The organism is Erysipelothrix sp. HDW6B (genome assembly GCF_011301115.1).
GTDB lineage: Bacteria > Bacillota_I > Bacilli_A > Erysipelotrichales > Erysipelotrichaceae > Erysipelothrix > Erysipelothrix anatis.
The window spans coordinates 43,861-69,090 of sequence record NZ_CP049860.1 but is presented as its reverse complement, the minus strand read 5'-3'; the positions used below and the strand labels follow the sequence as shown (position 1 = coordinate 69,090).

Sequence of the window (25,230 nt, the reverse complement as noted above, 5' to 3'; positions counted from 1 at the left end):
AAGTGATAAAAGGGGGAGTACTGTGGAAAAAAAACATCATAAAAAGTACAACAAATATCTCGAGCATCAAATATACAACTTGATTCGCCAAGATGAACATTCTGCACTCGCGAACGTCGTGGATGCCTTCTTAATGATTGTTGTCTTAGTCAGTGTTGTCGTCGCATTTATCAGCACATTTGATTTACCAACTCATTACACAACAGCGATTAATACCATGGAAATGGTATTTGTCATACTGTTTACATTAGAGTATGCGGTACGACTTTGGACCGCTGATTTAATGTATCCGGAACTATCACCTACCAAAGCACGACTAAAATATGCAAAGAGTGGCATGGCAATTGTAGATTTATTGTCGATTTTACCATTCTATCTGCCAATGTTTGGACTCAGTGCGGGAGCAATGCGTGGCATCAAGTTGCTACGTTTGCTACGTGTGTTCAAGATTAATCGCTATACGTCATCATTAAGTTTGATCGGAAATGTTCTCAAAACACGAGCATCACAATTGTTATCATCGATAATAATTATACTTCTGCTAATGTTTATTGCTTCAATGTTAATGTATGATATTGAGCATCAAGCCCAACCTGATAAATTCAAAAACGCGTTCTCGGCGATGTGGTGGGCAATGTCGACGATTACGACTGTAGGATATGGCGACATCTATCCAATAACAACGGCAGGGCGAATCTTAAGTGCAATTATCACCTTTTTAGGAATTGGTTTAACGGCCATTCCGACTGGTATTGTATCCGCTGGATTTATCGAACAGTCGCGAAAACTGGAAGCGCAAAAGGCACCAAAACTTAAAGTTGAACCACACCATAAATATTGTCCATGTTGTGGTCAGCCGTTACCTGATAGTGACGAAGCGTCTATAATTGATAATGTATAACAGAAAATGTTTGGTGTTTGCGGACCGCTTGTGAAAACCGAATTAGAGACACTGAATGAAATCTGAGATTTTATGAACATGAATTGAAAGTACACATTGAATTCGATGTGTACGAAAGCACTTAAAAATACCTTAGTAAATATTATGTATTTTTTCACAAGTTAGTAAAAAAAATGATGTAACTTGTGAAAAGTATAGGTATAACCTAACAATCTCAATAATATGAATTGACCGAATAAACATAAAATTCGTACAATGGAAGAGCAGACACGGGAGGAATATGCAATGAAAAAATTAGTTGCTTTATTATTAGTTGGCCTTCTTGTATTAACAGGATGTGGCGCATCAAAGCCAAAAGGGCAAGATGTAAAAATTGGAACTGCAGTTACTGTTAAGGCAAAAGCCGCAGCACCAGAAGGGGACAAAAAAGGAAACTTCGAAACAAACGTATACTACGGAACAGTTGTATTGAAAGATGACAAAATTGCTCAAGTGCAAATTGACGTTGCTCAAAACAAACAAGCATACAACGCAGACAACTCAATTGAACCATTCAAATTTGACGGTTCAAAAAAAGTTTTAGGCGATGAATACGGAATGGTCAAAGCAAGTAAAATCGGTCAAGAATGGTACAAACAAATGGAAAATCTTGAAACTTGGATGACAGGAAAAACAGTTGCTGAAGTATTAGCAATGGAAACAGTAGAAAAAGATGCAGCTCACCCAGCTGTACCTGCAAATGCAGATTTAACATCATCAGTTTCAATTGATGTTTCAAACTACTTGGAAATTGTAAAATTAGCAGTTGAAAATGCAGTTGACGTAAAGAATGCAGCAACAGTAGGAAATGTTTCATTCACAACAGGCGCAGCTGACAAACTTGACTTAACAACAACAGTAGCAGCAACAGCATACGATCCAGATGGAAAAGTTGTATACTCATTCATCGATGCAGCACAAGTTACAGGAAAAGTTGAAAACGGTGTTGCTACATTGAACGAAGAAGTTCAACGTACAAAAGGTCAGAAAAAAGACGAATATGGTATGAAGATTGCAAGTTCAATCGGTAAAGAATGGTACGAACAAGTTGCAGCATTTAACGAATATGTTATCGGGAAAACACCAGCAGAAGTCAAAGCAGGTGCAGATGCAGATCTTAAATCATCAGTAACAATGGGCAAAACTCCATTATTATCACCAATTGAAGTCAACAACGAAAAAGCTATCGCTATCGTTAAATAATTATAAAAAACAAGCCTTCGGGCTTGTTTTCCTAAATTCAAATCTCAACCGCACCACCAAGGTGAGGTTGTTTTTGTATAATAAAAGGAGCCCACCCGACTAAAAGGAGCTCCCATATGAAGTATAAGCAATTAAATAAAAAAATAAAAGACCAAATCGATATTTTATTGAGTGTAGGATATTCGATGCGACAAGTTGGACGCGAACTGAATATTTCGCATTCAACTGTTTCGAGGTATAAAAGCAATCATTATAAGAAAAGAAAAATAGATATTCAACATAAATATAACCACTTAATCGATTACCTCAATTCTCGTTATGATCCGAAAGTCCGTTCTATCGATGTCTGCCTCAACAACTATAGAAGGTATCATCCTCATAAACCCTGTGTATCCGTTCAACAAGTGTATAACTGGATCAACCAAGGAAAACTTACGATTGATCCTCTTAAGATGTGTTACAAGAGACGTAGACGAAAGAAGCGAATGAGCGGAATGATGAACCACTTTCAATGGAGTTTGGTAAATCGAACTGTGCTACCAATTAGTCTGAGACCCAATTATATAGAGGCCCGAGATGAAATCGGTCACCTTGAAATTGACTCAATAATCGGAAAGAAAAATGAAAGTGCAGCAATAATATCAATCGTAGATCGATGTTCCAGAATGAATTGGCTGATCAAGGCTGAGTATCGATTGGACTATTACACATCCTCATTAATTAGAAAATTTATAGAAGAAAACAAAATAGTGACGAAATCAATAACCGTTGATAATGGATTAGAGTTTAATACAATGGGAATTACTGCAAAACGACTCGGTGTCAAACTATATAAATGCGATCCTTACTGTTCTTTTCAGCGTGGTTCTAATGAACGAGCCAATGCGATAGTTAGAAGATTTATACCGAAAGGAAAGTCACTTTACAGCATTGGACAACAATATCTTGATGACATTGCCTTTAAAATCAACTCAATGCCGCGTAAAATATTTGACTTTAAAACTGCTTATGAGATAGAATTTTTAAAAATGAATAGTGGTGCGGTTGAGATTTGATAAAAGAAAAACAAGCCCGAAGGCTTGTTTTTACGTATTGATGATTTTTGAATTAGGTCTAGAGATTTACACAAATCGTCTATTACTAAAAAAAAGCTCCGTAAGGAGCTTTTAGTTTTTCTCAGGTGAAGGATATGTTACACCTTTAGTATCAACAGTAATTGATGCTATAACATTATCACTATCAGTTGTTGGACGATCACTGCGGTCACGATCCAGTGCAGCAATTTTATCGACAGCTTCTAAACCACTAGTAACCATACCGAATGCAGCATAGTCTTTGTCTAGGTGCGGTGAATCTTTATGCATGATGAAGAATTGTGAGCCTGCGGAGTTAGGGTCTTGCGCACGTGCCATTGAAAGCACTCCACGATTGTGTTTTAAATCATTCGGGAAGCCATTGTTTGCAAATTCCCCTTTGATACCATAACCCGGTCCGCCCATTCCAGTTCCATCAGGGTCTCCCCCTTGAATCATAAATCCAGGAATTACACGGTGGAAAATAACACCATCATAAAAGCCACTATTTGCCAACGAGATAAAGTTGTTGACGGTATTCGGAGCAACCTCAGGATACAATTCAGCGGTGATAACATCGCCATTAGTCATTGTAATTGTAGCAACTGGATTGGTCTCTTTACTATAATCAGTTTTTGATTCGGTTTCTGTTTTCGTTTCTGGCAATGAAACGGGTTCTTCCTTTGGCTTGGATGAACAACCCACCAACAAAATGCCGAGAATCATAAGTACACTCAGTTTTTTCATACATGTCTCCTCTTTGTACATCTTAGTCATTATAGCATTCTCAATGTGATAAAGCGGTTAAAAATTTGCGGATGTGGCTGCGAATCCCTCAGTAGTTAACGTAAAACAGGTATCAAAAATGGCTACCATCAATCCGCGATCGTGTGTAATGCAAAAGATTGCGCCAGGAAATGCTTCAAGCATTTCGGTGACTTCCTTTTGCGTGTCCGGGCTGAGGTTGCGAGTTGGTTCGTCAAGAATTAAGAGTTGGGGTGATTGATTCATTGCATGGAGCAAGGCAACCTTTGTGCGTTGTCCTCCCGATAGTTTATGCAAGGGAAGTGTCATTTCTTCACGCGAAAAACGCAAGTGTGAGAGTGCATTACGTGTTGATTCAAGGGCGTCACGCGTTCCACTTGGCGCACAATGATCCAAGGGACTTAACGATAAATCCAAGTTTTTCCAAATATCTTGATAAACAACTTGATATGCAATTGAGGTTGGCGCGAGCGCTTCGGTCCATAAATTAATGAATGTAGATTTTCCAATTCCATTTGAACCTGTGCAAGCAATTTTACTGGTGCTCGTCATCGAAAAATGAATGGGTGTGGCTATCATCGGGTGAGACACATCCACATCGACAAGATGACGCTGTGAAATCGGTGCGACAGTATCGAGTACAAAAGTACTCGGCGACTCAACAGTACGCTGTTCGATCTGCGGCTGTTTATCATAACGTGCTTTTTGGGCTTTAAGATTTTTCATTTTCTTTTGAAGTCCGGGGTCTGCCCGATTGACGTTTTGCAATTGATGTCCTACTTTTTGATATTGTTGTTGCCACGTATCAATTTGTTTTTTGTGTTCGCGTTCTTGACTTGCGACAATTTGATTATGATGGGCAATTTTTCGTTGGCGAATATCCCAATAATCTGAATAGGACCCTTCAAAGAGTGTAATTTGTTGCTTGGTCTTTTTGTTGAGTAACTCAAAGTGTATGATTCGATTTGCGGTATGAGTGATAAGTGTGACGTCATGTGATACAAAAAGAATCGGCGCATCTTGATCTAGCATCCAGGTTTCGAGCCATTGCAAGGTTTCAACATCGAGATTATTGGTAGGTTCATCGAGAACGTAAACATCGACATCTTCAAGCATGAGTTTGACCAACTGTAACTTGACACGTTCACCACCACTTAAGGTAGCAAGTGTTCGGTCAAAATCATCTTCCGTCAGATTGGGTAAAAGTTTATGGAACAATTTGAGAAATACGGCGTAACGATCCCACATATTATCTAATGCGAATTCGAGTACACTGAGATCAAGATCGCCCAGTGATACATCTTGGGATACGTAACCAAAAACAAGATTTGGTTGTGATATTGACCGTTGGATATCAAGATCCATTACATCTGGGTGATGGATGAGTGTTTTTAAAAAGACACTCTTTCCATTACCTTCTTCGCCGATGAGAGCGATGCGGTCATGTTGATTTACAGACATAGAAAAAGACGTGACAAGTTCACGTCCCTCTTTTGTCTTAGTGTTGAGACTAAAAGTAAACATTAGAAAACTCCTCCTTATTTAATATTTAGATTTAAATAATAAGAAATTGTCCCAATTGATTCACCAGTTTAGCGATGTGCTACCTCTCTAGTCAAATTAAGTGTACAAGTGGATAACGAAAAAGTCAAATCTCATACTTTTTGTTTCAACTTACGCAAATTATTCGTACGCTTAATCTTTTTAAGTGCAGTGCGATTGGCACTGTATGTTTTCTCGGCAGAGTTTTCATTACCAGGAATATAAAATTCTGTATCTTTGAGCTCATTTGGTAAATACTGGATTTTATTCCATAAATCGGAACGATCATAATCATACATATCAATCGGATCGACCCCGACAGCATTCAAGCGTAAGTACTTAGGAACTTGGTACGCGGTATTACGAACTGTATCTAAGGCACGATCAATGCCATGCTCGGCACTCTTGGATTTTGGTGATAAGGCGCACTCAATAACGACGACACTTAACGGAATACGTGCTTCTGGAAAGCCGATTCGGCGCGCAGCAGCTACGGCTTCAGCGACACGTGCACATAAGGCAGGATTAGCAAGACCGATATCTTCGTAGGCAATCGTAATCAAGCGACGTTCGATGGAATCAAAATCCCCGACTTGGATTAATTTAGCAAGATAGTACAAAGCGCCATCAACATCGCTTCCGCGAATCGACTTTTGGAAGGCGCTCAAAGTATCGTAGTAATTATCAGAGTCTTTATCCATTGAAATATTCATGGATAAAGAAAGGGCATTAAGATGCTGGGCTGTGAGGTGTGTATCTAATGTTGATTTGGTAAGAATCTCCAAGGCATTTAAAGCATAACGCGCATCACCGTTTGCACTTTTAGCGATGGTTGCAATGACATCATCATCAATCGATTTATCCGGGTAGTGCTTGAATGCACGTTTAAGAACAGATTCTAAATGCGCGGTATCAATCGGATTAAACTCGAATAAGTGAACACGTGAACGGATTGCTGGGTTAATCGAGAAATAAGGATTAGCAGTTGTTGCTCCAATCATCGTGATGAGCCCACTTTCAATATGAGGTAAAAGAACATCTTGTTTGTCTTTATTGAGGCGATGGACTTCGTCGATAATCACAACAAGTCCTTGACTCATCTCAGCCTCCACAAATAACTGATCTAATTTTTTCTTATTATCAGTGACCGCATTGAAAAGTCGAAACGGACGTCCTAAAGTGTTTGCGATTGCCATCGCTGTAGTGGTTTTTCCAGTTCCGGGAGGACCGAAAAAAATCATAGATGGAATTTCTTTGTTGGTGACAAGATTGCGTAAAATTTGACCTTCCCCGAGTAAGTGGTCTTGGCCTGCAATTTCGTTAATAGTTTGTGGTCTCACAGTATGTGCTAAAGGTTTATTCATACAAATCTCCTTCTATATATTGTATCATGATTCGTGTAAAATAAGGCATAGAGGTGACACCATGAAAATAGTAATTCAGAAAGTTAAAGAAGCAAAAGTTATCGTTGATTCGGAAAGCGTTGGAGCGATTCAAGAGGGTTTTATGCTACTGGTAGGAATTGAAGTAGATGATGGCGAACGTGATATCCAAAAGGCAGCGGATAAAATTGCACAAATTCGTCTTTTTGAAGATGCCGAAGGAAAGATGAATCGGAGCATTCAAGATGTCGGTGGAAAAATTTTATCAATATCACAATTCACACTTGCAGCTGATGCCCGCAAAGGGAATCGCCCCAGTTTTATTGGTGCAATGCGGCCAGAATTGGCAAATGAATACTTTGAACAGTTTAATGCGAAACTTAGAGCGCATGGAATTGAGGTTCAAACAGGTAAGTTTCAACACCATATGAACGTCATATTAGACAATGATGGCCCGGTTACCGTGATTCTAACTATCAAAGATGGTAAGGTCATTTAAGGTGTGATATTATTATGGGTGGAAATCGCTAAGGAGGGATAAGTATGAGTACACGTCTTGATGGTTTGCATGTTTCGAAAGAAATTCGAAAACAAATTGCACAAGAAGTTTCTGAGATTACGATGCAAGGAAACCGCGCCCCATCACTAACAGTTGTCTTGGTTGGAAACGATCCAGCTTCTGAAACCTATGTAAATTCGAAAATGAAGCAAGCGAGTGCTGTTGGGATGACTTCCAAGACTATTCGACTAGAAGAAGATACGTCTGAAGATGATGTATTACGTCATATCCATGCCTTAAACGATGATGCAGATGTTGATGGAATTCTCGTCCAGCTGCCATTACCAAAACATATCAATGAAGACATAATTGTGGATGCCATCAGCCCAAGTAAAGATGTTGACGGACTTCATCCACTTAATGTTGGTCTATTGGAAATTAACCGCCCTCAGTTCATTTCGTGCACACCCAAAGGGATTATACGCTTATTGGACTGGTATCATATTGATGTAACAGGCAAACGAGCGCTTGTCATTGGGCGAAGTCGTCTCGTGGGAAAACCCGTTGCGACACTCCTAACCCATGCGAATGCGACAGTTACCCTAGCACATTCTCGAACTCAAAATCTCGATACTTTGATTCAAGAAAGTGACATTGTAGTTGTGGCGATTGGGCAACCCAACTTTATTAAGGCATCTCAAGTTCAATCACATCAAGTATTGGTGGATGTTGGAATTCATCGGATTGATGGCAAGATTGTGGGAGATGTTGATCCAGAAGCATATAAAAAAGTTGCTTATGCGACGCCAGTACCGAAAGGTGTTGGTCCGATGACTATTGCAAGTTTATTGGAAAACACACTGCAAGCATACCGTGCGCATCATGCGCAAAAATAAGGAGACCCTATGATTAAAAAAGAATATGGCCTTGGTGATATCGTTCAGATGAAAAAAGACCATCCCTGTAAAAAATCACAATACTTCAAAATTACACGTATGGGTGCGGATATTAAAATAAAATGTGAAGGCTGTGGTGCTGTCATCATGATGGAACGCCACGAATTTGAAAAGAAACTCAAAAAAATAATTGAAAGAAATGAGGCATAAATATGGCATTAACAGCAGGAATTGTTGGTTTACCAAACGTTGGAAAATCAACACTATTTAACGCAATTACAAAATCACAAGTTGAAGCAGCGAACTATCCGTTTGCGACAATTGAACCCAACGTAGGTGTCGTTAAAGTAAACGACAAACGCTTGGAAGATATTCGAAGCAAAATTGAATCTGAAAAAATTATTCCAACAACATTTGAATTTACCGATATTGCAGGGCTTGTAAAGGGAGCATCAAAAGGGGAAGGTTTAGGAAACCAGTTCCTTTCAAACATTCGTGAAGTGGATGCAATCGCTCACGTCGTTCGCTGTTTTGCAAATCCAGACATCGTACATGAGCACGGGGTTGTCGGAGATCCAATCTCTGATATCGAAATTATAGAAATTGAATTGATGCTTGCTGATTTACAATCAGTTGAGAATCGCTTAAATCGTGTCGGACGTAAAGCCAAATCAAACGATAAAGATGCACAGAACGAACTTAAAGTGCTTGATAAGTGTAAAGCGGTGCTTGAAGACAACCGTCCGCTTTCTGATTTGTCACTAACTGATGATGAAATGAAGTTAATTCGTACATTCCACTTCCTAACAATCAAACCTGTCATCTATGTTGCGAACGTAGATGAAGACAGTATCGCAAATGTTGAAGAAAATGAGATGTATCAAAAAGTTAAAGCATATGCTGAGGCACGTGATAGTCGTGTTGTTACTGTATGTGCAAAAGTTGAAGAAGATTTGTCTAGTCTTGCAGATGAAGAACGTGATGAGTTCTTAAGCGAACTTGGTGTTGAAGAGAGTGGTCTCGATGTTTTAGTCCGAAACGCATATGATATTCTTAGCTTGCGTACATTCTTTACAGCAGGGCCGAAAGAAATTCGTGCATGGACATTTACTGAAGGCATGAAGGCACCACAATGTGCTGGGGTAATCCATACTGATTTTGAAAAAGGATTTATTCGTGCCGAAGTCTACCATGTTAATGATCTTGTGGAACTTGGTTCTGAACAAGTCGTTAAAGAAGCTGGGAAACTTCGTTCGGAAGGTAAAGAGTATGTCATGAAAGATGGCGATATTGTCCATTTCCGCTTTAATAACTAAACTTAACAAAAAATTCACCAAATATCGCAAGTCATTGACTTGTGATATTTTTCTTTGTGTTATAATAAACGTAATAAGAGGGGAGAATACTTATGAAATTAGTACTCGCAATTGTATCAAACGATGATAGTTCATCTGTTTCAACAGCGCTAAACAAAGAGAATTTCCAAGTAACACGTCTTGCAACGACAGGAGGATTCCTACGAGCAGGTAACACAACTCTAATTATTGGTTGTGATGATGATCGTGTTGATTCTTGTTTAGAGATTATCGGTCGCGAAGGTAAAAAACGCACCGAAGTGGTTCCTTCCACAGCATCTTATGACATCGGACGCTATGCTTCATTCCCAGTTGAAGTCCAAGTGGGTGGTGCAACAGTATTTGTTGTAGATGTCGAAGCATTCCACAAACTATAATCAAGTACCGCTGCGGCGGTACTTTTATTTAAGGAGACGCTATGAAAGCATTATTATTAAAAATGATTGAGGACCGAATGGATGAAATGATTGCAATACGTCGGCATCTCCATCAATTTCCAGAATTGTCATTCGCAGAAGTTGAGACTGCAGCATACATTAAAAACTTCTATGCGGAAAAACCCGTACAAATAGACACGATTTCAGAGCGTCACGGCTTTGTAGTTACGATTAACCCAGGAAAATCAGAACGTGTCCTCGCATTGAGAGCGGATTTTGATGCCTTACCAATGCAAGAGTTAGTCGAGAGTTCGTTTAAGTCTCAACATGATGGTATTATGCATGCGTGTGGTCATGATTTGCATACAGCAGCTCTTATGATTGCGGCTGATAGTCTCATCACACTTCGTGACCAATTACCGATTACTATCAAAATTATCCACCAACATGCCGAAGAAACACCTCCAGGAGGTGCTGTGGATTTCATGAACTCCGGACTTCTTGATGATGTAACCCGTATTTATGGAGCGCATGTGATGCCTGACGAAAAGCTCGGAACCATCCGTTATGCGAAGGCATCCATGATGGCCGGTAATGCCGCAATCACAGTTGATATTACTGGTTTAGGTGGACATGGTGCATCGCCACATCTAGCGAATGATGCAATTGTTGCTGCAAGTCAATTCGTTGTAGCGACCCAAAGCATTGTGTCTCGCCGTATTGACCCACAAAAACCGGCCGTAATTACAATCGGATCGTTTGAGGGAAAAGGTGCTGATAATGTCATCCAAGAGCATGTTCATCTCGCTTTAAGCACGCGTTATTTCGAGGAAAGTGTTGAAAAATGTCTTGAATCAGAACTTGAAGCGCTGTGTCATGGTATTGCCGCTATGTACAAGGTTGAGGTTCGAATGAATCATTTAGGAGGATACCCCGCACTTGTAAATCATCCTGAAGTGGTATCGAAGATTATTCCAGTTCTTAAAAAAGCAGCCTTTCTTGATACGGTTGAAGAAATTGAACCTGTACCATTCTCAGAAGATTTCGCAACGTATTTAAAAACAATTCCAGGTGCGTTTCTATTTGTAGGGTCATCTGCAGCACCATCTCCATATTTTTTACATAATCCTAAATTTGAAGCAGATGAACGGGTATTGGTTATGCTTGCGCAAACGATGATTGAACTAACAATTGCATATATTGATGAGCAATAACACATGAAACTTTGTGTATTTAGATGACAAAATCACAACATAACGCATAAAAAACAAACAAAAAAGGAGCAAAAGCTCCTTTTATTTATTATAAACACGTTTGTGGTGTTTGATTTCTTTAAGATAGAATGGTGATGTTTCGTGTGTTGTATCCAAGATTTGGTGCGAACCATCTTTAATTAACGATACATTATACATCGCTTCATAGGCATGAATCGATAGGCGTTTACGGGCATCAATCATGGTTTGATGATCCGAAACAAGATGGTCTTTGTAACCGTCCTCAAGAACACCGCTGAAAAATTCTCCAACAGCTCCTGAACCGTAACTAAACAGTCCAATTCGAGAACCTGCGGCTAATGACCCTTTTTCAAGTAACGAAATAAGACTCAAATAGAGTGAACCTGTATAAATATTTCCAACCGTTCGGTTGTAATAAGTAGCGTGATTAAAATTCTCAAACAAATCAGGACGGGTCTCTATATCTGCGACCATACGTAATGATTTAAGCCCTAGCTTGGTATACGGAATATGGAATGTTAACGCATTGAAATCATCAAGTGTACGGCCGGTATCTTCCATGTAGCGGTTAAACGTTGCTTCAAAGAATCGTTGGTATTGTTCGTTCGAATACTGACCATCAACAAATGCATAATCGCTGTAGTTTGGTCGCCAGAAATCCAAAATATCATCAGTAAAGTATGCAGCGTCATTATCCAAACTCATAATGCGCGGATTTGCAGCAATTAAAATCGCGACAGCACCGGCACCTTGTGTCGGTTCACCACCTGAATTTAAGCCGTATTTGGAAATGTCTGATGCGATAATCAGAGCCTTTTTGGTAGGGTTTAATGCAATATGACCTTTCGCAAGTTGAATTCCTGCGGTTGCAGCATAACAAGCTTGTTTCATTTCGATTGCACGAGCATAGGGGTTAATACCTAATAAATGGTGGATTGCAGTTGCACCTGCTTTTGACTGGTCGGTTCCGCTTTCGGTACCTAAGATAACCAAATCGATTGCTTCTAAATCTTCTTCGGATAAGATTCCAACGGCAGCATTCGCAGCCATAGTTATGGTATCTTGTGTGATAGGGGGCATTGCCATTCTATCTTGTCCAAGACCAATGGTATACTTGTTCACGTCAGCGTTACGCGCTGTAGCTAAATCGGCCATATCCAGAAAATATCCTGGAGAATAGAACCCGATTTTATCAATACCTATTTTCATAAAGTACTCCTTTTAATAGTAAAACTATTATACGGAGATTTGCCCAAATAGGCAAAGAATACGAAAAGTTTTGTTTTTGGATTAAACAAAAGGTATAATATACAGGCTAACACTATAAAACAAAAAGGAGTGATCTATTTGCGCGACGTAGTAATTGTAGGCGCGGCCCGTACTGCTATTGGGAAATTTGGGGGAAGCCTCATTGGAACCACAGCCGTAGAAATCGGGACTGCCGTAATAAAAGAAGCGATGAATCGTGCACGAATCAAGCCGGAAGACGTCGATTATGTTGTTATGGGAAACGTGATTCAGTCGGGATTGGGACAAAACCCAGCGCGACAAGCATCCGTTCATGCGGGAATTCCATACAGCACACCAGCGATGACAATCAATGAAATGTGCGGTTCTGGGATGAAGTCAATTCATCTTGGAATGCAGTCAATTTTGCTGGGAGAAAGTGATATTGCAGTTGTGGGTGGTTTTGAAAACCTATCTCAGGCCCCACATATTGTAAAAAACGGTCGATTCGGTTCGAAAATGCGGAATCTTGAAACACAGGATACGATAACGGTTGATGGATTTACGGATGCCTTTACACAAGAATTAATGGGAATGACAGCAGAGCATGTTGCGGATCAATTCAATGTGAGCCGCGAAGACCAAGATGCATTTGCACTGGAATCTCAACTTCGTGCAAGCAAAGCACAACGCGAAGGTATCTTTAAAGCAGAAATTGTACCTGTAGAAACAAAAAAAGGGATTTTTGAGGAAGATGAATACATTCGTCATAACTCAACACTTGAAGGACTTCAAAAATTAAAACCAAGCTTTCGTGAGGGTGGTTCTGTAACTGCTGGAAATTCATCCGGAGTTAATGATGGTGCAGCTGCATTGGTTATTATGAGTCGAGAAAAAGCAGAAGCCATGAATCTTGAGATTCTCGCAACCATTAATGGATTTGCGGAAATTGGTATGGATCCATCAATTATGGGATATGCACCCTATCTTGCAGTTTCCAAACTCGTTGAAAAAACAAAAATTGATTTAAACAGTGTTGATCGATTTGAATTGAACGAAGCATTTGCCGCACAGTCATTAGCGGTTATTCGTGATTTAAATATTGATGCTAATAAAGTTAATGTGAACGGTGGTGCAATCTCACTGGGGCATCCAATTGGAGCGTCGGGAGCACGTATCATGGTTACACTAATCTATGAAATGCTTCGATCCGAGTCTAAACGCGGAATTGCGTCACTATGTATTGGTGGCGGAATGGGTGTTGCGATGCTTTTGGATCGCTAAAATGATAAATAAGAAAAGGTTGGTACAGTGTATCAATCTTTTTGTTTTCGCTAAAATATACAACCATATTACGTGAAAATACAAGGTAAACCATGTAAATGCACATACTTAAATTGTAGGGAAAACACAGAACGTGATATAATAAATGCAATGTTTTTGAAAAGAGGTAAAAATATGGAAAGAGTTCGAGTTAGATATGCACCAAGCCCAACAGGGTTTTTACATATCGGAAACGCGCGTACAGCGTTGTTTGACTATTTAATTGCAAAACACTATGGGGGAGATTTCGTATTACGTATCGAAGATACAGATGTAGAACGTAATGTTGAAGGTGGCGAAGCGTCCCAAACATATTTCTTAAATTGGTTAGGGATTGAAGCAGATGAGTCTCCTGATAAACCCAACCCGAAATATGCGCCATACCGTCAAATGGAACGTTTAGATATCTACCGAGAATATACAGAAAAACTTCTTGAAAGTGGACATGCATATAAATGCTACTGTACTTCAGAAGAACTCGAAGAAGACTATAATCGCCAAAAAGAAGCTGGCTATGCATCAACACGATACAATCAAAAATGCTTACATCTTGATGCAGCTACGAAAGCAGCTTACGAAGCTGAAGGACGCCAACATTCTATTCGCCTCCATGTTCCAGAAGATCAAACCTATACGTTTGATGACATGGTACGTGGTGAAATCACTTTTGAATCCAAAGATATTGGGGACTGGGTGATTGTCAAATCAAATGGTATTCCAACTTACAACTTTGCTGTTGTGATTGATGACCACTTGATGGAAATCTCACACGTATTCCGTGGTGAAGAACACATTTCGAATACACCAAAACAAATGATGATTTTTGAGATGTTCAATTGGGAAATACCACGTTATGGTCACATGACACTCATTGTTAACGAAAGTGGTAAAAAACTCTCAAAACGTGATAACTCTGTGATGCAGTTTATCAGTCAATATAAAGATCAAGGATATCTTCCGGAAGCAATGTTTAACTTTATGGCACTTCTAGGATGGTCACCAAAAGGTGAGAAAGAACTCTTCACGAAAGAGGAATTAATTGCTGAATTTGATGAATCTCGTTTATCAAAAGCGCCATCAATGTTTGATGTTACCAAATTAACATGGATGAACCACCAATACCTAAAAGAAAAATCAGATGCAGAATGGCTTGAATTCGTGAGACCTTATGCTGCTGCAAGTCATGATCTTGCATCAAAAGATGAAGCATGGGTCGAGAAACTCTTGTTACTCTATAAAGACCAAACACAATATGGTTCTGAAATTGGAAGTCTGATTGATAGTTTCTTCAATGAGCCGGTTATTACAGAAGCTGAAGAAGAAGTACTTGCATGGGAGACAACCAAAACAGTGGCTGCGTCATTCTTGAAAAACCTACCCGAAGCGTGGTCAGTTGAAGCACTTAAAGAAGCATTTAACGCAACTAAAAAAGAAACTGAACTCAAAGGAAAACCATTATTCATGGGACTTCGTGTCAGTGCTACCCATCAATCACACGGACCTGATCTTATGAGTGCGTTATACTTAACAGGTTATGATGTGGTAAAAAAACGTTTAGAAACTTATGTCAACGCTTAATAAACGCTGTGCTGAGCAGAAAGTGATGCGTGACACTGTTCACGGATATATTCATGTAAATTATCAAGTAATCTGGGATCTGATAAACGCACCAGAATTCCAAAGACTACGACGTATCCACCAATTAGGTGGTACTTACATGGTTTATCATACTGCAGAACATTCACGATTTTCGCACTCACTCGGAGTCTACGAAGTAGTGCGCCAAATGATTGAAAAAGTCAGTGGGCTGAAAGAAAGTCTGTCCGAAGAAGAGCAAATTGCCCTTCTTTGTGCAGGTCTTTTGCATGATGTTGGACATGGTCCTTTTTCGCATGCGTTTGAATCTGTAACCTCGGTTCACCATGAAACATTCACAGATCGAATTATCCGCGAACCGTCTGAAATCAATCGGATTCTAAAACAAGCAAGTCCCGATTTACCGGAAATTGTAAGTGATATTATTGCGCATCGTCATGAACGAACATTATTAACACAGATAATCTCAAGTCAGCTCGATGCTGATCGTATGGATTATTTATTAAGGGATTCATACTTTACCGGTGTTAGTTATGGAGAATTTGACCTACAACGAATTCTTCGAACCATGAAGTTGGAAGGCGATCGCATCGTCATGAAAGAAAGTGGTATACACGCTGTTGAAGATTACATCATGGCGCGTTACCAAATGTACTGGCAAGTTTATCTTCACCCAGCATCACGAAGCTTCGAAGGGATTTTACTTTCTATTTTCTCAAGAATGCGTGATTTGATGACGACCAATCCAGAAATGTTGGATTGCGTTGCATTCTTCAAGCCGTTTTTGAATAATACAGAAATCTCACTTGAAGACCATTTCAAACTTGATGAGCCAGCGGTTACGCACGGGTTCACAGTACTTACAAACAGTGACGATCCAATTTTAAAAGACTTAGCGTTACGTCTTTTAAATCGGGTTCTCTTTCAATACGAAGATTTAACCGGAACCAATCAACTCGAAAAAATTCGTAGGGCAACGACACAAAATGGATATGATGCGAGATACTATGTTGTGGAAGACTTCACAACACAGACTTTGTATCAAAAGCCATATCGCAAAGAAGACACAAACTCAGGAATTTATGTATCAATTAAAGGTGACCTTGTTGAGTTATCTGAGGCATCATCAATTGTAAGAGGATTTGTGCAAGGGGAAGATAAAGAAGACCGTAAGGTATTCTATCCAAAGGAGATTGTATATGAATAGTCAAACATACATCACAATTCGTGAAAATATTATGAACGCACTACCAAAAAATACTGTAACGTTCTTATTTAGTGGTAAAGGTGTACGCAAATCAGCAGATGCACAGTATCCATTTCAAGCAAACCGTAATTTCTACTATGCAACAGGGATTCAAGAACCAGAGGCTGTAGTTGTATTTGATAAGACAACACAAGCTGTGACGTTGTTCCTTCGTGAAATTGATCCAAATATGGAAAAATGGGTCGGTCACTACATGACGGAAGAAGAAGCACAGCTTATTTCTGGAATTGAAGATATTCGATACTTTGATGAATTTGATGCTTTTGTAAATTCGGTCATGGAACGAGACGTACAAATCGGTCTAGATTTTGATCACGACACAATAACAGAAGAGTTCCACGGATCGGGTTTAGCGTTTGTAGATTTTGTGGGTGAAGACCGCGTCGTTAATATCTTTGAAGAACTTGTTAGACTACGAATGGTCAAACTTCCGGAAGAAGTTGAAGCGATTAAGCATGCACTTGTTGTTACAAATGATGCCATTATGGGTGCTCTTGAAGAAGTGAAACCAGGGAACAATGAAAATGATGTTGCTGCACGTTTCTACTATGAAGGTATGAAACAACACGGTGACTTGATGTTTGATACAATTTTAGCTGGTGGAAAAAATGCAACAGTACTCCACTACATCGAAAATAATCAAGAACTACTGGATGGAGATCTAGTCTTATTCGATTTAGGAATCCGTGTTAATGGCTATGGTGGAGATATTTCTCGAACATTCCCAATAAATGGTAAATTTACAGATCGTCAACGTGATGTTTATCAAGTGGTCTTAGATACGTTCCATGCTGTTAATGAAGCAATTCGTCCAGGCATCAGCATCAAAACATTGAATGATCTTGCGAAAGAGTATCTTGCTGAGGGATGTATCCAATTGGGGCTCATAGAAGACCCTCAAGACGTCTCACGTTACTATTATCATGGTATAGGACATTCATTAGGGTTGGATACTCATGATGTCTGGATCGACCGTGAGGAGCCGCTCCAAGCAGGTAATGTAATTACAAACGAACCGGGACTTTACATCGCTGAAGAAGGCATTGGAATCCGTATTGAAACAGATGTCTTGGTAACTGAAGAAAGTAACGAAGATCTTGCCCCACAAATCATCCGTGAGGTTTCAGATATCGAAGCTTACTTCGAAAGCAAACAATAAGAAATGTGAATTCTGTATGAAAGTGCAACGATATCCGTGCACTTTCATTTTTTTTTGTTAAAATGTATTGACATTGTACCGTATTTTCATATAATGCAATGGTAAATAAGTAAGGGGGCAATCTATCCGTTTTGAAAATTACAGTTATACAAAAATCACGAGAAGCGAATGCAAAGACAGTTGATGAAAACGCAACACTACAAGATTTAGGTGTGTACAAGCGTATTAGTTATGTCGAAAAAAATGGCGCAGTTGTGATACTCGACATTACGGACCATGAAATTTCGCTCAAACGCCAAGACAGTTGGCTAACACAAGGTCTATTTCGTCGAGATGAATCGACAGAAATGCTCGTTAAAAACGAACATGGAACAATTGTATTTGATGTAAGTGTAGATGAAATGAAGATTGACAACAATGTATTTTATATTAGGTATCATTTAGACCAAGAAGGTCAACGTGTTGACACACTTGAGTTTGAATGTTGGTGGGAACCGGAGGTATAACATTATGGCATCTAAATCGTTAAGCGATATTGCATTTGATAAATTACAAAAGAAAAAGAAAGAAACTACTTTCCAAAAATTATGGGCTGAAGTTTCAGAAGAAGTTAAGCTACCCGAAGAAGCAGCTAAAAGAAAAGTTGCATCGTTTTACAATGCGTTAATGATGGACTCACGTTTCATCTCGTTAGAGGGAAATAAATGGGACCTTCGTGAACGTCATACCCTTGAAAGTTTACAAATTGACCCGGATCTTCTTGATGGTTATGATGACTATGAAGAAGAGTTTGAAGATTACCCAATTGAACTCAGCGTTACAGACGACGAGTAATTAATACAATAACCCAAACCTGCATTTTAGCGAATGCAGGTTTTTAAACCCTAAATGTAAATTTTCCGCTATATAAGTGGCTTTTTGTAGTGTCTCGATTTTTATGGTTGAATACCCATAACGAGTTTGATAGAATAATAAAGGGCAGTAGGCTTCCAGCGATGGGAGCTTTTTTATTTTTTAGAAGGAGATAATATGACAACAAAATATATTTTTGTCACTGGTGGTGTTGTATCAGGTATCGGTAAAGGTATCATTGCAGCATCAGTAGGACGTTTACTTAAAAACCGTGGTATGAAAGTGTTTATGCAAAAATTTGATCCGTACATTAACGTTGATCCAGGAACCATGTCACCATACCAACATGGCGAGGTTTTTGTAACCCGAGATGGTGCAGAAACAGACTTGGACCTTGGACACTATGAACGATTTATCGATGAGGAATTAACACGTAATGCAAGCATTACAACCGGACGTGTATATCAAAACGTTATTAATAAAGAACGTCGTGGTGATTATAATGGTGCGACTGTACAAGTTATTCCACATATTACAGATGAAATTAAAAATAAAATTTATGCAGCGGCTGAAGAGTCTGGTGCAGATGTTGTAATCACCGAAATTGGAGGAACAGTAGGAGATATCGAATCACTCCCATTCCTTGAAGCGGTCCGTCAAGTTCATGCCGAAAATGCTACTGAAGATGTTGTCTTTATCCACACAACTTTAATCCCAAAAGTACCTGCGAGTTCAGAGTACAAAACGAAGCCTACTCAACATAGCTTTAAGGAGCTAATGTCACACGGTATCAAAGCAAACATTATTGTTACACGTTGTGATGAGCCACTTACAAGCGATATGAAAAACAAAATAGCACTTTTCTGTGATGTTCGCGAGAATGCCATTATCGAATCACGTAATGTCGAAAATTTATACGAATTACCATTAATGTTCCAAAAACAAGGACTCGATGAGTATATTGTTCATAAATTTGGTATTACTGATTTACCACAAGCTGATATGACAGAATGGAATGAAATGATCGATCGTGCATCCCATCTTCAAGATGATGTTAAAATCGCGTTGGTTGGTAAATATGTTGAATTAAAAGATGCTTATCTTTCAGTTGCGGAATCATTAATGCATGCAGGATACGAAGTAAGCAGTCGCGTTAATATCGACTGGATTGATTCAACAACAATTACTGAAGAAAACAAAGACGATATGTTAGCTAAGTACGATGGTATATTAGTTCCTGGTGGATTTGGCGAACGTGGTGTTGAAGGAAAAATTACAGCCGCACGCTTTGCACGTGAGAATAATGTACCGTACTTCGGAATTTGTTTAGGAATGCAAATTGCAATGATCGAATTTGGCCGTAATGTTTTAGGTATGGATGGTGCCCATACTACGGAAATTAATCCGGATACAAAATTCCCAATTATCGATATTATGGAAGATCAAATTCATAAAACAAACCTTGGTGGAACGTTGCGTTTGGGTGATTATCCTTGTGAATTGCAAGAAGGTACCAAAGCACGCGAACTTTATGGGTCAGATGTCATTTTTGAACGTCACCGCCACCGTTATGAATTTAATAACAAATACCGTGAGCAATTTGAAAAAGCAGGTGTTGTATTTAGTGGCTTGAGTCCTGATGGGCAATTAGTTGAAGTTGTTGAGTTGAAAGACCATATTCACTTTGTTGCTTCACAATATCACCCTGAATTTAAGTCAAGACCGAACCGTTCGCATCCTTTATTCAAAGGATTTGTGGCAGCCTCTTTGCAAAATTCTAAAAAGAGAGTAAAATAGAAGAGAAATTAGGAGGAAGCATAACTATGGCATTAGTTTCAGCAAAAGAAATTCTGGAAAACGCACGTGATGGACATTACGCGGTTCCAGCAATCAATATCAACAACTTAGAGTGGACAAAAGCAGTTCTCTCAACAGCACAAGAAATGAACTCACCAATCTTGGTTGCAGTTTCAGAAGGTGCTGGAAAATATATGACAGGTTACAAAACTGTTGTAGGTATGGTTAAAGGTATGATGGAAGAAATGAACATTACTGTTCCTGTTGCATTACACTTAGACCACGGTAGCTTTGAAGGTGCTAAAGAAGCGCTTGCTGCTGGATTTACATCTGTAATGTTCGATGGATCACACTTAGCAATCGATGAAAACTTGGAAAAAACTCGTGAAATCGTTGCAATCGCTCATGCACAAGGTGCATCAGTTGAAGCAGAAGTTGGATCAATCGGTGGAGAAGAAGACGGAATCATCGGTACAGGTGAATTAGCTGATCCTCAAGAATGTAAAACAATGGCTGACACAGGCATTGACTTCTTAGCAGCTGGTATCGGAAATATCCACGGTAAATATCCAGAAAACTGGGTAGGTTTAAGCTTCGAAACATTAGATGCAATTAAACAAGCTACAGGAAGCATTCCTTTAGTATTACACGGTGGTTCAGGAATCCCTGAAGACCAAATCAAAAAAGCTATCGATTTAGGTGTTTCAAAAATCAACGTTAACACAGAATTACAATTAGTTAACGCTGCAGCACTTCGCGACTTCATCGTTGCTGGTAAAGACCTTGAAGGTAAAAACTACGATCCTCGTAAACTTTTAGCTCCAGGATTTGAAGCAATGAAAGAAGCAGTTAAAGAAAAAATCGAAATCTTCGGTTCAGCTAACAAAGCTTAATTGAACTTCCCAAGAAATCGCTTCGGCGATTTCTTTTTTTTTATGCGTAAGAAGGAATATATTCACGTAGATAACAACAAATATCGAGAAAAGAATGTAAGATACCTCAAAAAGACAGTCTTGTGATGAAAACATCTTGATTAAAGTGCGCCGCATGGATAAGATATCAAAGGAAAGTTTTTTGGAGGAGAATATGTATTCAATGGAAGAAACAGTTCAAAAAGTAACTGAACTGGGCCGTAAAAAAGTTGATAAACCATTTATGGCGAAAATAATTTTAGGTTTTTTGGCAGGAGCACTGGTTGCATTCGCATACTTAACCTACATAATCGTGACAGCACGTATCCCAGGATTAGTTGGGGTATTAATAGGTGCTTCAATTTTCCCAGTTGGAATCATTGTGATTCTAGTAGCTGGAGGAGAACTGATTACATCAAATATGACAATCGTTTCCACTGCACTCTTTAATAAAGAAGTGTCAATCAAAGAACTCTTAGGAAACTGGGCAGTAGTAACGCTTGGAAACTTCCTGGGTTCATTGTTTGTTGTTTTAGTTGGCGTACAAATTTTAGGTATGCTTAACCCATATGTGGATCAGCTGCATACGATTGCGGAAGGAAAAATGCATTATACTGCATTTCAAATCTTTGTCTCGGGCGTGATGTGTAACTGGTTTGTTGGGTTTGCATCGTGGATGAGCGTTGGTGTTAAAGATATGAGTGCCAAAATCTTCTGTATTTGGTTCCCGGTTATGTTATTTGCATTACTTGGTTTCCAACATAGTGTTGCGAACATTTTCTTGCTCCTTGCAAGTAATGTTATGGGTGGTGTTTCAATTGGAGGATTTATCTTCAACTTTACATTCGCATATCTTGGTAATATTATCGGTGGTGGTGTCTTAGTGGGTCTCGCTTACACACTTGCAGCACGCCATAAGCCAGTAAAATAAGGGTCTTCACAAAAGACTCTTTTATATGCGGTGCTTTGACTATAATTGTTTGACCATTTGGGGTATAATTACTATGACTAAAGGAGTTGTACAAATGGTAGAAATTATTAAAATCGAAGGTGGAAAACGTCTAAACGGAAAAGTAACAATTGGTGGGGCAAAGAATGCAACAGTAGCTTTAATACCTGCAGCAATCTTAGCGGATAACAGTGATGTCAATATCTATGGGGTTCCAAACATTTCAGATGTTGAATCATTGACTGAAATTCTTGAATCATTGGGAGTATCAGTTGAATCTCCGGAGTCTGGCCATTATAAAATTAACACTTCAAATATGAAAAATGTCGACTTAGACATTGATGCAGTCACACGTTTACGTGCATCGTATTACTTTATGGGGGCATTGCTTGGTAAGTTTAAGTCAGTGCGTATGATTATGCCAGGGGGATGCTATTTAGGGCCTCGTCCATTTGACTTACATTTAAAAGGATTTGAGGCTTTGGGAGCAACGGTTGATTACTCTCAAGGATACTACACTATTAAAGCAGATCATCTTGTTGGAGCAAAAATCTATCTTGATTTTGCATCAGTGGGAGCGACAATTAACATCATGCTTGCGGCTGTATTAGCGGAAGGTCGTACTGTGATTGAAAATGCTGCGAAAGAACCGGAAATTATTGATCTCGCTAACTTCTTAACCAAAATGGGTGCGAACATTCGTGGAGCAGGTACTAATGAAATCACTATTGAAGGTGTTACATCATTAAACGGAAAACCGCATGATATTATACCTGATCGCATTGAAGCAGGGACCTACATTATTATGGCAGCTGCAATGGCTGATGATGTGACCATTGAAAACATTATTCCATTACATGTCGAAGCGTTGACGTCTAAATTAATTGAAATGGGCGTCAATATGGAAATTGGTGTTGATTCGATTCGCATCTTGAAATCAGAAGATTTGAAGGCTGTTGACTTTACGACTCAAACCTATCCAGGATTTGCTACAGATCTTCAACAACCGATGACTACGCTTCTGACGCGTGCGGAAGGAGCTTCAACTGTTAAGGAAACAATCTATGCGGAACGTTTCAAACATACGGCAGAACTCCAACGAATGGGCGCTACAATTAGCGTAGGGACTGCGCAAGCAACCATTACAGGTGTTACACCGTTATTTGGTAACAAAGTAACGGCGACTGACTTACGTGCTGGAGCATCATTGGTAATTGCTGGTCTTATGGCAGATGGTATTACTGAAATTCATGATATTTATCACATTGATCGTGGTTACGATGAAATTGATAGTAAACTCAAAGCATTGGGCGCTAAATTCTGGCGTGAAACAATCTAAAACTAATTTAAAAACCTACATTCAATGATGGATGTAGGTTTTTTTATGTTTGAATGGAGGTAACGATACCGATAAGGCGTATTATACGACCACTAATGCATAGTTAATTGAAGACTACAAAAAACTATGTAAGGATGGTGATGTCATAATTCGACTAGGAGGTAAAATGAGGTTCAAACCAATGAGACTCAAACTAATTAAGATTGGATGTATCGTAATTCTTGTAAATGTGCTTAGTTTCAACATAAGTTTTTGGACGTCTTCACTGAGTCCACACCCGGGAAATGGTCCATTTCAATATGTTGTTCTACAAGAAAGTGCAACAACTATTTTGTACCCATTGATAATGTGGGTCACGATTGGTATTGCTTTGTATCCTATCTACGGAATATTTCATTCTCAAGCAGTATCGAGTATGGCAATCCGAATTGGATGGGAAAATCTGTATCGGAGTAGTATCGTAAAGATATTTTTAAGTGCGTGTATCATTCGCTTTCTAACTGAATTTCTAAACATCGTTGCAGTGCATTGTTGGAATCCATTTACTTTAGAACCGTTTCAGATTGAATCGCTATGGACGATGTCAGAATTAATTAATCATGCAAATACTGGTATTGTTTTTGCACATTGGATACTTGCGTCGGTGGGAACTGGGATTTATGTTGTATTCGTATTTCTAATGGCAGATTACATTCGCAATGCGTATATCTATATTCTTATACCAATAATCCACAAATTCTTGAGTGTGTTTATATACGTTGCTGCTTTTACATCCTTGGTTACGATAATCCCAACAATTGCTGAGAAAACACCGGTGAGAGCAATATTATCAATCGTTATGCCATCTTCAATCCTATCACCTGGGACACACTATGGCTATGTACTTCAAAGTTTCATATCAGCCTCAGTACTTTACGTTCTTGTGTCGTACATTCTCTATCGGTTTACATTGAAACGGAGAAGGCTCTATGGGTAAATCATGGATCAAAGTAAAAAAATCACGATACCTTGTTTGCTACGTGTTTGCAGTGTGTTATTCGATGTACGTCCTCTACCCTCACATTAGTACAATTCCGAAAGCAGAGGAAAAACTAAAGGTGGAAAGCTTTATTATGAGTGCTAATATTATTCCTATGTTAGTGACAACATCTTTTTTCACTTACCTAATCCACAATGCGCGGTTGATTAAACGAATGCGAGATTCTATTCAAATTCGAATAGGGAAGGATGCTTTGGATAAAGCGTTATGGGTACAAGCAGTTTTTGATACGATGATGTATTGCATCATTGGATTTGGTCCCCTCATCATAATTGGTTGTGGTGGGATTTATGAGAAAAAGCTTGTGCTAATATTCGTAGGGTGGATTGCGATATGTATGTTTTTATGGTGCCTCGTCATTAACGTTTCTATATTTTTCAAAGGGATTGCCTCGGGAATAGTGCTCGCACTTCCTATCGTGATGAGTCTAATGCTTCATTATTCGAATATTAATGTAAAAGTTGTTGAGTTTTTGTCTGGTATCACCTTGACATAAGAAAGGAA

25 protein-coding genes are annotated in these 25,230 nt (G+C 39.1%); 21 read left to right on the top strand and 4 right to left on the bottom strand.

Annotation, left to right across the window (positions count from 1 at the left end; genetic code table 11):
* Positions 1-22 precede the first annotated feature (22 nt).
* The 3 genes from G7061_RS00390 to G7061_RS00380 all read left to right on the top strand — a co-directional run bounded on the left by G7061_RS00390 (position 23) and on the right by G7061_RS00380 (position 3,198).
* Positions 23-901 (top strand): ion transporter, encoded by an 879-nt coding sequence (locus G7061_RS00390; protein ID WP_159641535.1) that lies wholly within the window; start codon positions 23-25, stop codon positions 899-901.
* A gap of 285 nt (positions 902-1,186) precedes the next feature.
* Positions 1,187-2,143, top strand: a complete 957-nt coding sequence (locus tag G7061_RS00385; RefSeq protein ID WP_159641536.1) for a hypothetical protein — start codon at positions 1,187-1,189, stop codon at positions 2,141-2,143.
* 116 nt (positions 2,144-2,259) lie between these two features.
* The gene (locus tag G7061_RS00380) at positions 2,260-3,198 is read left to right on the top strand and encodes an IS30 family transposase (RefSeq protein ID WP_166117984.1); all 939 of its coding nucleotides are present in this window, start codon (positions 2,260-2,262) and stop codon (positions 3,196-3,198) included.
* Between the two features lie 111 nt (positions 3,199-3,309).
* Here the strand turns inward: G7061_RS00380 and G7061_RS00375 are convergent, their stop codons facing one another.
* From G7061_RS00375 to G7061_RS00365, 3 genes are all read right to left on the bottom strand, one after another.
* Entirely contained in the window at positions 3,310-3,807 is a 498-nt protein-coding gene (locus tag G7061_RS00375) for a peptidylprolyl isomerase (RefSeq protein WP_236262312.1), read from the bottom strand.
* 213 nt (positions 3,808-4,020) lie between these two features.
* Positions 4,021-5,505 (bottom strand): ATP-binding cassette domain-containing protein, encoded by a 1,485-nt coding sequence (locus G7061_RS00370; RefSeq protein WP_166117982.1) that lies wholly within the window; start codon positions 5,503-5,505, stop codon positions 4,021-4,023.
* Between the two features lie 131 nt (positions 5,506-5,636).
* Complete coding sequence (locus tag G7061_RS00365) at positions 5,637-6,887, bottom strand: replication-associated recombination protein A (RefSeq protein WP_159641539.1); 1,251 nt, start codon at positions 6,885-6,887, stop codon at positions 5,637-5,639.
* Positions 6,888-6,948: 61 nt separating this feature from the next.
* On the opposite strand from G7061_RS00365, the gene dtd reads away from it, so the two are divergent.
* From dtd to G7061_RS00335, 6 genes are all read left to right on the top strand, one after another.
* Positions 6,949-7,404: a D-aminoacyl-tRNA deacylase gene (gene dtd, locus G7061_RS00360; RefSeq protein ID WP_159641540.1), complete on the top strand. Its 456-nt coding sequence runs from the start codon at positions 6,949-6,951 to the stop codon at positions 7,402-7,404.
* A gap of 44 nt (positions 7,405-7,448) precedes the next feature.
* The gene (locus G7061_RS00355) at positions 7,449-8,300 is read left to right on the top strand and encodes a bifunctional 5,10-methylenetetrahydrofolate dehydrogenase/5,10-methenyltetrahydrofolate cyclohydrolase (protein WP_166117980.1); all 852 of its coding nucleotides are present in this window, start codon (positions 7,449-7,451) and stop codon (positions 8,298-8,300) included.
* Positions 8,301-8,309: 9 nt separating this feature from the next.
* Positions 8,310-8,510 carry a DUF951 domain-containing protein gene (locus G7061_RS00350; RefSeq protein ID WP_159638564.1) on the top strand — a complete coding sequence of 67 codons (201 nt, stop codon included), beginning with the start codon at positions 8,310-8,312 and terminating at the stop codon, positions 8,508-8,510.
* A 2-nt stretch (positions 8,511-8,512) separates the two neighbouring features.
* Positions 8,513-9,616 carry a redox-regulated ATPase YchF gene (gene ychF, locus G7061_RS00345; protein ID WP_159638562.1) on the top strand — a complete coding sequence of 368 codons (1,104 nt, stop codon included), beginning with the start codon at positions 8,513-8,515 and terminating at the stop codon, positions 9,614-9,616.
* A 92-nt stretch (positions 9,617-9,708) separates the two neighbouring features.
* Complete coding sequence (locus G7061_RS00340) at positions 9,709-10,032, top strand: cyclic-di-AMP receptor (RefSeq protein ID WP_159638560.1); 324 nt, start codon at positions 9,709-9,711, stop codon at positions 10,030-10,032.
* Positions 10,033-10,073: 41 nt separating this feature from the next.
* Positions 10,074-11,246: a M20 family metallopeptidase gene (locus G7061_RS00335; protein WP_159645088.1), complete on the top strand. Its 1,173-nt coding sequence runs from the start codon at positions 10,074-10,076 to the stop codon at positions 11,244-11,246.
* A gap of 81 nt (positions 11,247-11,327) precedes the next feature.
* On the opposite strand, the gene G7061_RS00330 is transcribed toward G7061_RS00335, so the two are convergent.
* On the bottom strand, positions 11,328-12,476 hold the full coding sequence (locus G7061_RS00330; protein WP_166117978.1) for a hydroxymethylglutaryl-CoA synthase: 1,149 nt from the start codon (positions 12,474-12,476) through the stop codon (positions 11,328-11,330).
* A 138-nt stretch (positions 12,477-12,614) separates the two neighbouring features.
* On the opposite strand from G7061_RS00330, the gene G7061_RS00325 reads away from it, so the two are divergent.
* The 12 genes from G7061_RS00325 (at position 12,615) to G7061_RS00270 (ending at position 25,222) form a co-directional block, all read left to right on the top strand.
* Entirely contained in the window at positions 12,615-13,778 is a 1,164-nt protein-coding gene (locus G7061_RS00325; RefSeq protein ID WP_159645084.1) for an acetyl-CoA C-acetyltransferase, read from the top strand.
* 174 nt (positions 13,779-13,952) lie between these two features.
* A complete protein-coding gene (gene gltX / locus G7061_RS00320) occupies positions 13,953-15,395 on the top strand; it encodes a glutamate--tRNA ligase (RefSeq protein WP_159641545.1) in 1,443 nt (480 codons plus the stop codon).
* Complete coding sequence (locus tag G7061_RS00315; RefSeq protein ID WP_159638550.1) at positions 15,382-16,620, top strand: HD domain-containing protein; 1,239 nt, start codon at positions 15,382-15,384, stop codon at positions 16,618-16,620. Before gltX ends, G7061_RS00315 begins: the two co-directional genes overlap by 14 nt.
* Positions 16,613-17,839 (top strand): aminopeptidase P family protein, encoded by a 1,227-nt coding sequence (locus G7061_RS00310; RefSeq protein ID WP_159641546.1) that lies wholly within the window; start codon positions 16,613-16,615, stop codon positions 17,837-17,839. Before G7061_RS00315 ends, G7061_RS00310 begins: the two co-directional genes overlap by 8 nt.
* A gap of 131 nt (positions 17,840-17,970) precedes the next feature.
* Positions 17,971-18,345, top strand: coding sequence for a DUF1934 family protein (locus G7061_RS00305; protein ID WP_159638546.1), 375 nt, complete (start codon positions 17,971-17,973; stop codon positions 18,343-18,345).
* A 4-nt stretch (positions 18,346-18,349) separates the two neighbouring features.
* Positions 18,350-18,673 carry a DNA-directed RNA polymerase subunit delta gene (gene rpoE / locus G7061_RS00300; RefSeq protein WP_159638544.1) on the top strand — a complete coding sequence of 108 codons (324 nt, stop codon included), beginning with the start codon at positions 18,350-18,352 and terminating at the stop codon, positions 18,671-18,673.
* Between the two features lie 195 nt (positions 18,674-18,868).
* Positions 18,869-20,488 carry a CTP synthase gene (locus tag G7061_RS00295; protein ID WP_159645081.1) on the top strand — a complete coding sequence of 540 codons (1,620 nt, stop codon included), beginning with the start codon at positions 18,869-18,871 and terminating at the stop codon, positions 20,486-20,488.
* A 26-nt stretch (positions 20,489-20,514) separates the two neighbouring features.
* Entirely contained in the window at positions 20,515-21,381 is an 867-nt protein-coding gene (gene fba / locus G7061_RS00290) for a class II fructose-1,6-bisphosphate aldolase (RefSeq protein ID WP_159638540.1), read from the top strand.
* A 193-nt stretch (positions 21,382-21,574) separates the two neighbouring features.
* Positions 21,575-22,330 (top strand): formate/nitrite transporter family protein, encoded by a 756-nt coding sequence (locus G7061_RS00285; protein WP_159638538.1) that lies wholly within the window; start codon positions 21,575-21,577, stop codon positions 22,328-22,330.
* A gap of 94 nt (positions 22,331-22,424) precedes the next feature.
* On the top strand, positions 22,425-23,687 hold the full coding sequence (locus tag G7061_RS00280; protein ID WP_159641548.1) for a UDP-N-acetylglucosamine 1-carboxyvinyltransferase: 1,263 nt from the start codon (positions 22,425-22,427) through the stop codon (positions 23,685-23,687).
* A gap of 181 nt (positions 23,688-23,868) precedes the next feature.
* Positions 23,869-24,663 carry a hypothetical protein gene (locus G7061_RS00275; RefSeq protein WP_166117976.1) on the top strand — a complete coding sequence of 265 codons (795 nt, stop codon included), beginning with the start codon at positions 23,869-23,871 and terminating at the stop codon, positions 24,661-24,663.
* On the top strand, positions 24,656-25,222 hold the full coding sequence (locus G7061_RS00270; RefSeq protein WP_166117974.1) for a hypothetical protein: 567 nt from the start codon (positions 24,656-24,658) through the stop codon (positions 25,220-25,222). Before G7061_RS00275 ends, G7061_RS00270 begins: the two co-directional genes overlap by 8 nt.
* Positions 25,223-25,230 lie beyond the last annotated feature (8 nt).

What these genes read in the sequence shown, in the direction of transcription:
- G7061_RS00285 (WP_159638538.1), top strand. Translation starts at nt 21,575, where the DNA reads ATGTATTCAATGGAAGAAACAGTTCAAAAAGTAACTGAACTGGGCCGT.
- G7061_RS00355 (WP_166117980.1), top strand. Translation starts at nt 7,449, where the DNA reads ATGAGTACACGTCTTGATGGTTTGCATGTTTCGAAAGAAATTCGAAAA.
- G7061_RS00350 (WP_159638564.1), top strand. Translation starts at nt 8,310, where the DNA reads ATGATTAAAAAAGAATATGGCCTTGGTGATATCGTTCAGATGAAAAAA.
- G7061_RS00295 (WP_159645081.1), top strand. Translation starts at nt 18,869, where the DNA reads ATGACAACAAAATATATTTTTGTCACTGGTGGTGTTGTATCAGGTATC.
- G7061_RS00315 (WP_159638550.1), top strand. Translation starts at nt 15,382, where the DNA reads ATGTCAACGCTTAATAAACGCTGTGCTGAGCAGAAAGTGATGCGTGAC.
- G7061_RS00280 (WP_159641548.1), top strand. Translation starts at nt 22,425, where the DNA reads ATGGTAGAAATTATTAAAATCGAAGGTGGAAAACGTCTAAACGGAAAA.
- dtd (WP_159641540.1), top strand. Translation starts at nt 6,949, where the DNA reads ATGAAAATAGTAATTCAGAAAGTTAAAGAAGCAAAAGTTATCGTTGAT.
- G7061_RS00330 (WP_166117978.1), bottom strand. Translation starts at nt 12,476, where the DNA reads ATGAAAATAGGTATTGATAAAATCGGGTTCTATTCTCCAGGATATTTT.
- gltX (WP_159641545.1), top strand. Translation starts at nt 13,953, where the DNA reads ATGGAAAGAGTTCGAGTTAGATATGCACCAAGCCCAACAGGGTTTTTA.
- G7061_RS00340 (WP_159638560.1), top strand. Translation starts at nt 9,709, where the DNA reads ATGAAATTAGTACTCGCAATTGTATCAAACGATGATAGTTCATCTGTT.
- G7061_RS00375 (WP_236262312.1), bottom strand. Translation starts at nt 3,807, where the DNA reads ATGACTAATGGCGATGTTATCACCGCTGAATTGTATCCTGAGGTTGCT.
- G7061_RS00370 (WP_166117982.1), bottom strand. Translation starts at nt 5,505, where the DNA reads ATGTTTACTTTTAGTCTCAACACTAAGACAAAAGAGGGACGTGAACTT.
- G7061_RS00365 (WP_159641539.1), bottom strand. Translation starts at nt 6,887, where the DNA reads ATGAATAAACCTTTAGCACATACTGTGAGACCACAAACTATTAACGAA.
- G7061_RS00310 (WP_159641546.1), top strand. Translation starts at nt 16,613, where the DNA reads ATGAATAGTCAAACATACATCACAATTCGTGAAAATATTATGAACGCA.
- G7061_RS00385 (WP_159641536.1), top strand. Translation starts at nt 1,187, where the DNA reads ATGAAAAAATTAGTTGCTTTATTATTAGTTGGCCTTCTTGTATTAACA.
- G7061_RS00380 (WP_166117984.1), top strand. Translation starts at nt 2,260, where the DNA reads ATGAAGTATAAGCAATTAAATAAAAAAATAAAAGACCAAATCGATATT.
- rpoE (WP_159638544.1), top strand. Translation starts at nt 18,350, where the DNA reads ATGGCATCTAAATCGTTAAGCGATATTGCATTTGATAAATTACAAAAG.
- fba (WP_159638540.1), top strand. Translation starts at nt 20,515, where the DNA reads ATGGCATTAGTTTCAGCAAAAGAAATTCTGGAAAACGCACGTGATGGA.
- G7061_RS00270 (WP_166117974.1), top strand. Translation starts at nt 24,656, where the DNA reads ATGGGTAAATCATGGATCAAAGTAAAAAAATCACGATACCTTGTTTGC.
- ychF (WP_159638562.1), top strand. Translation starts at nt 8,513, where the DNA reads ATGGCATTAACAGCAGGAATTGTTGGTTTACCAAACGTTGGAAAATCA.
- G7061_RS00335 (WP_159645088.1), top strand. Translation starts at nt 10,074, where the DNA reads ATGAAAGCATTATTATTAAAAATGATTGAGGACCGAATGGATGAAATG.
- G7061_RS00275 (WP_166117976.1), top strand. Translation starts at nt 23,869, where the DNA reads ATGAGACTCAAACTAATTAAGATTGGATGTATCGTAATTCTTGTAAAT.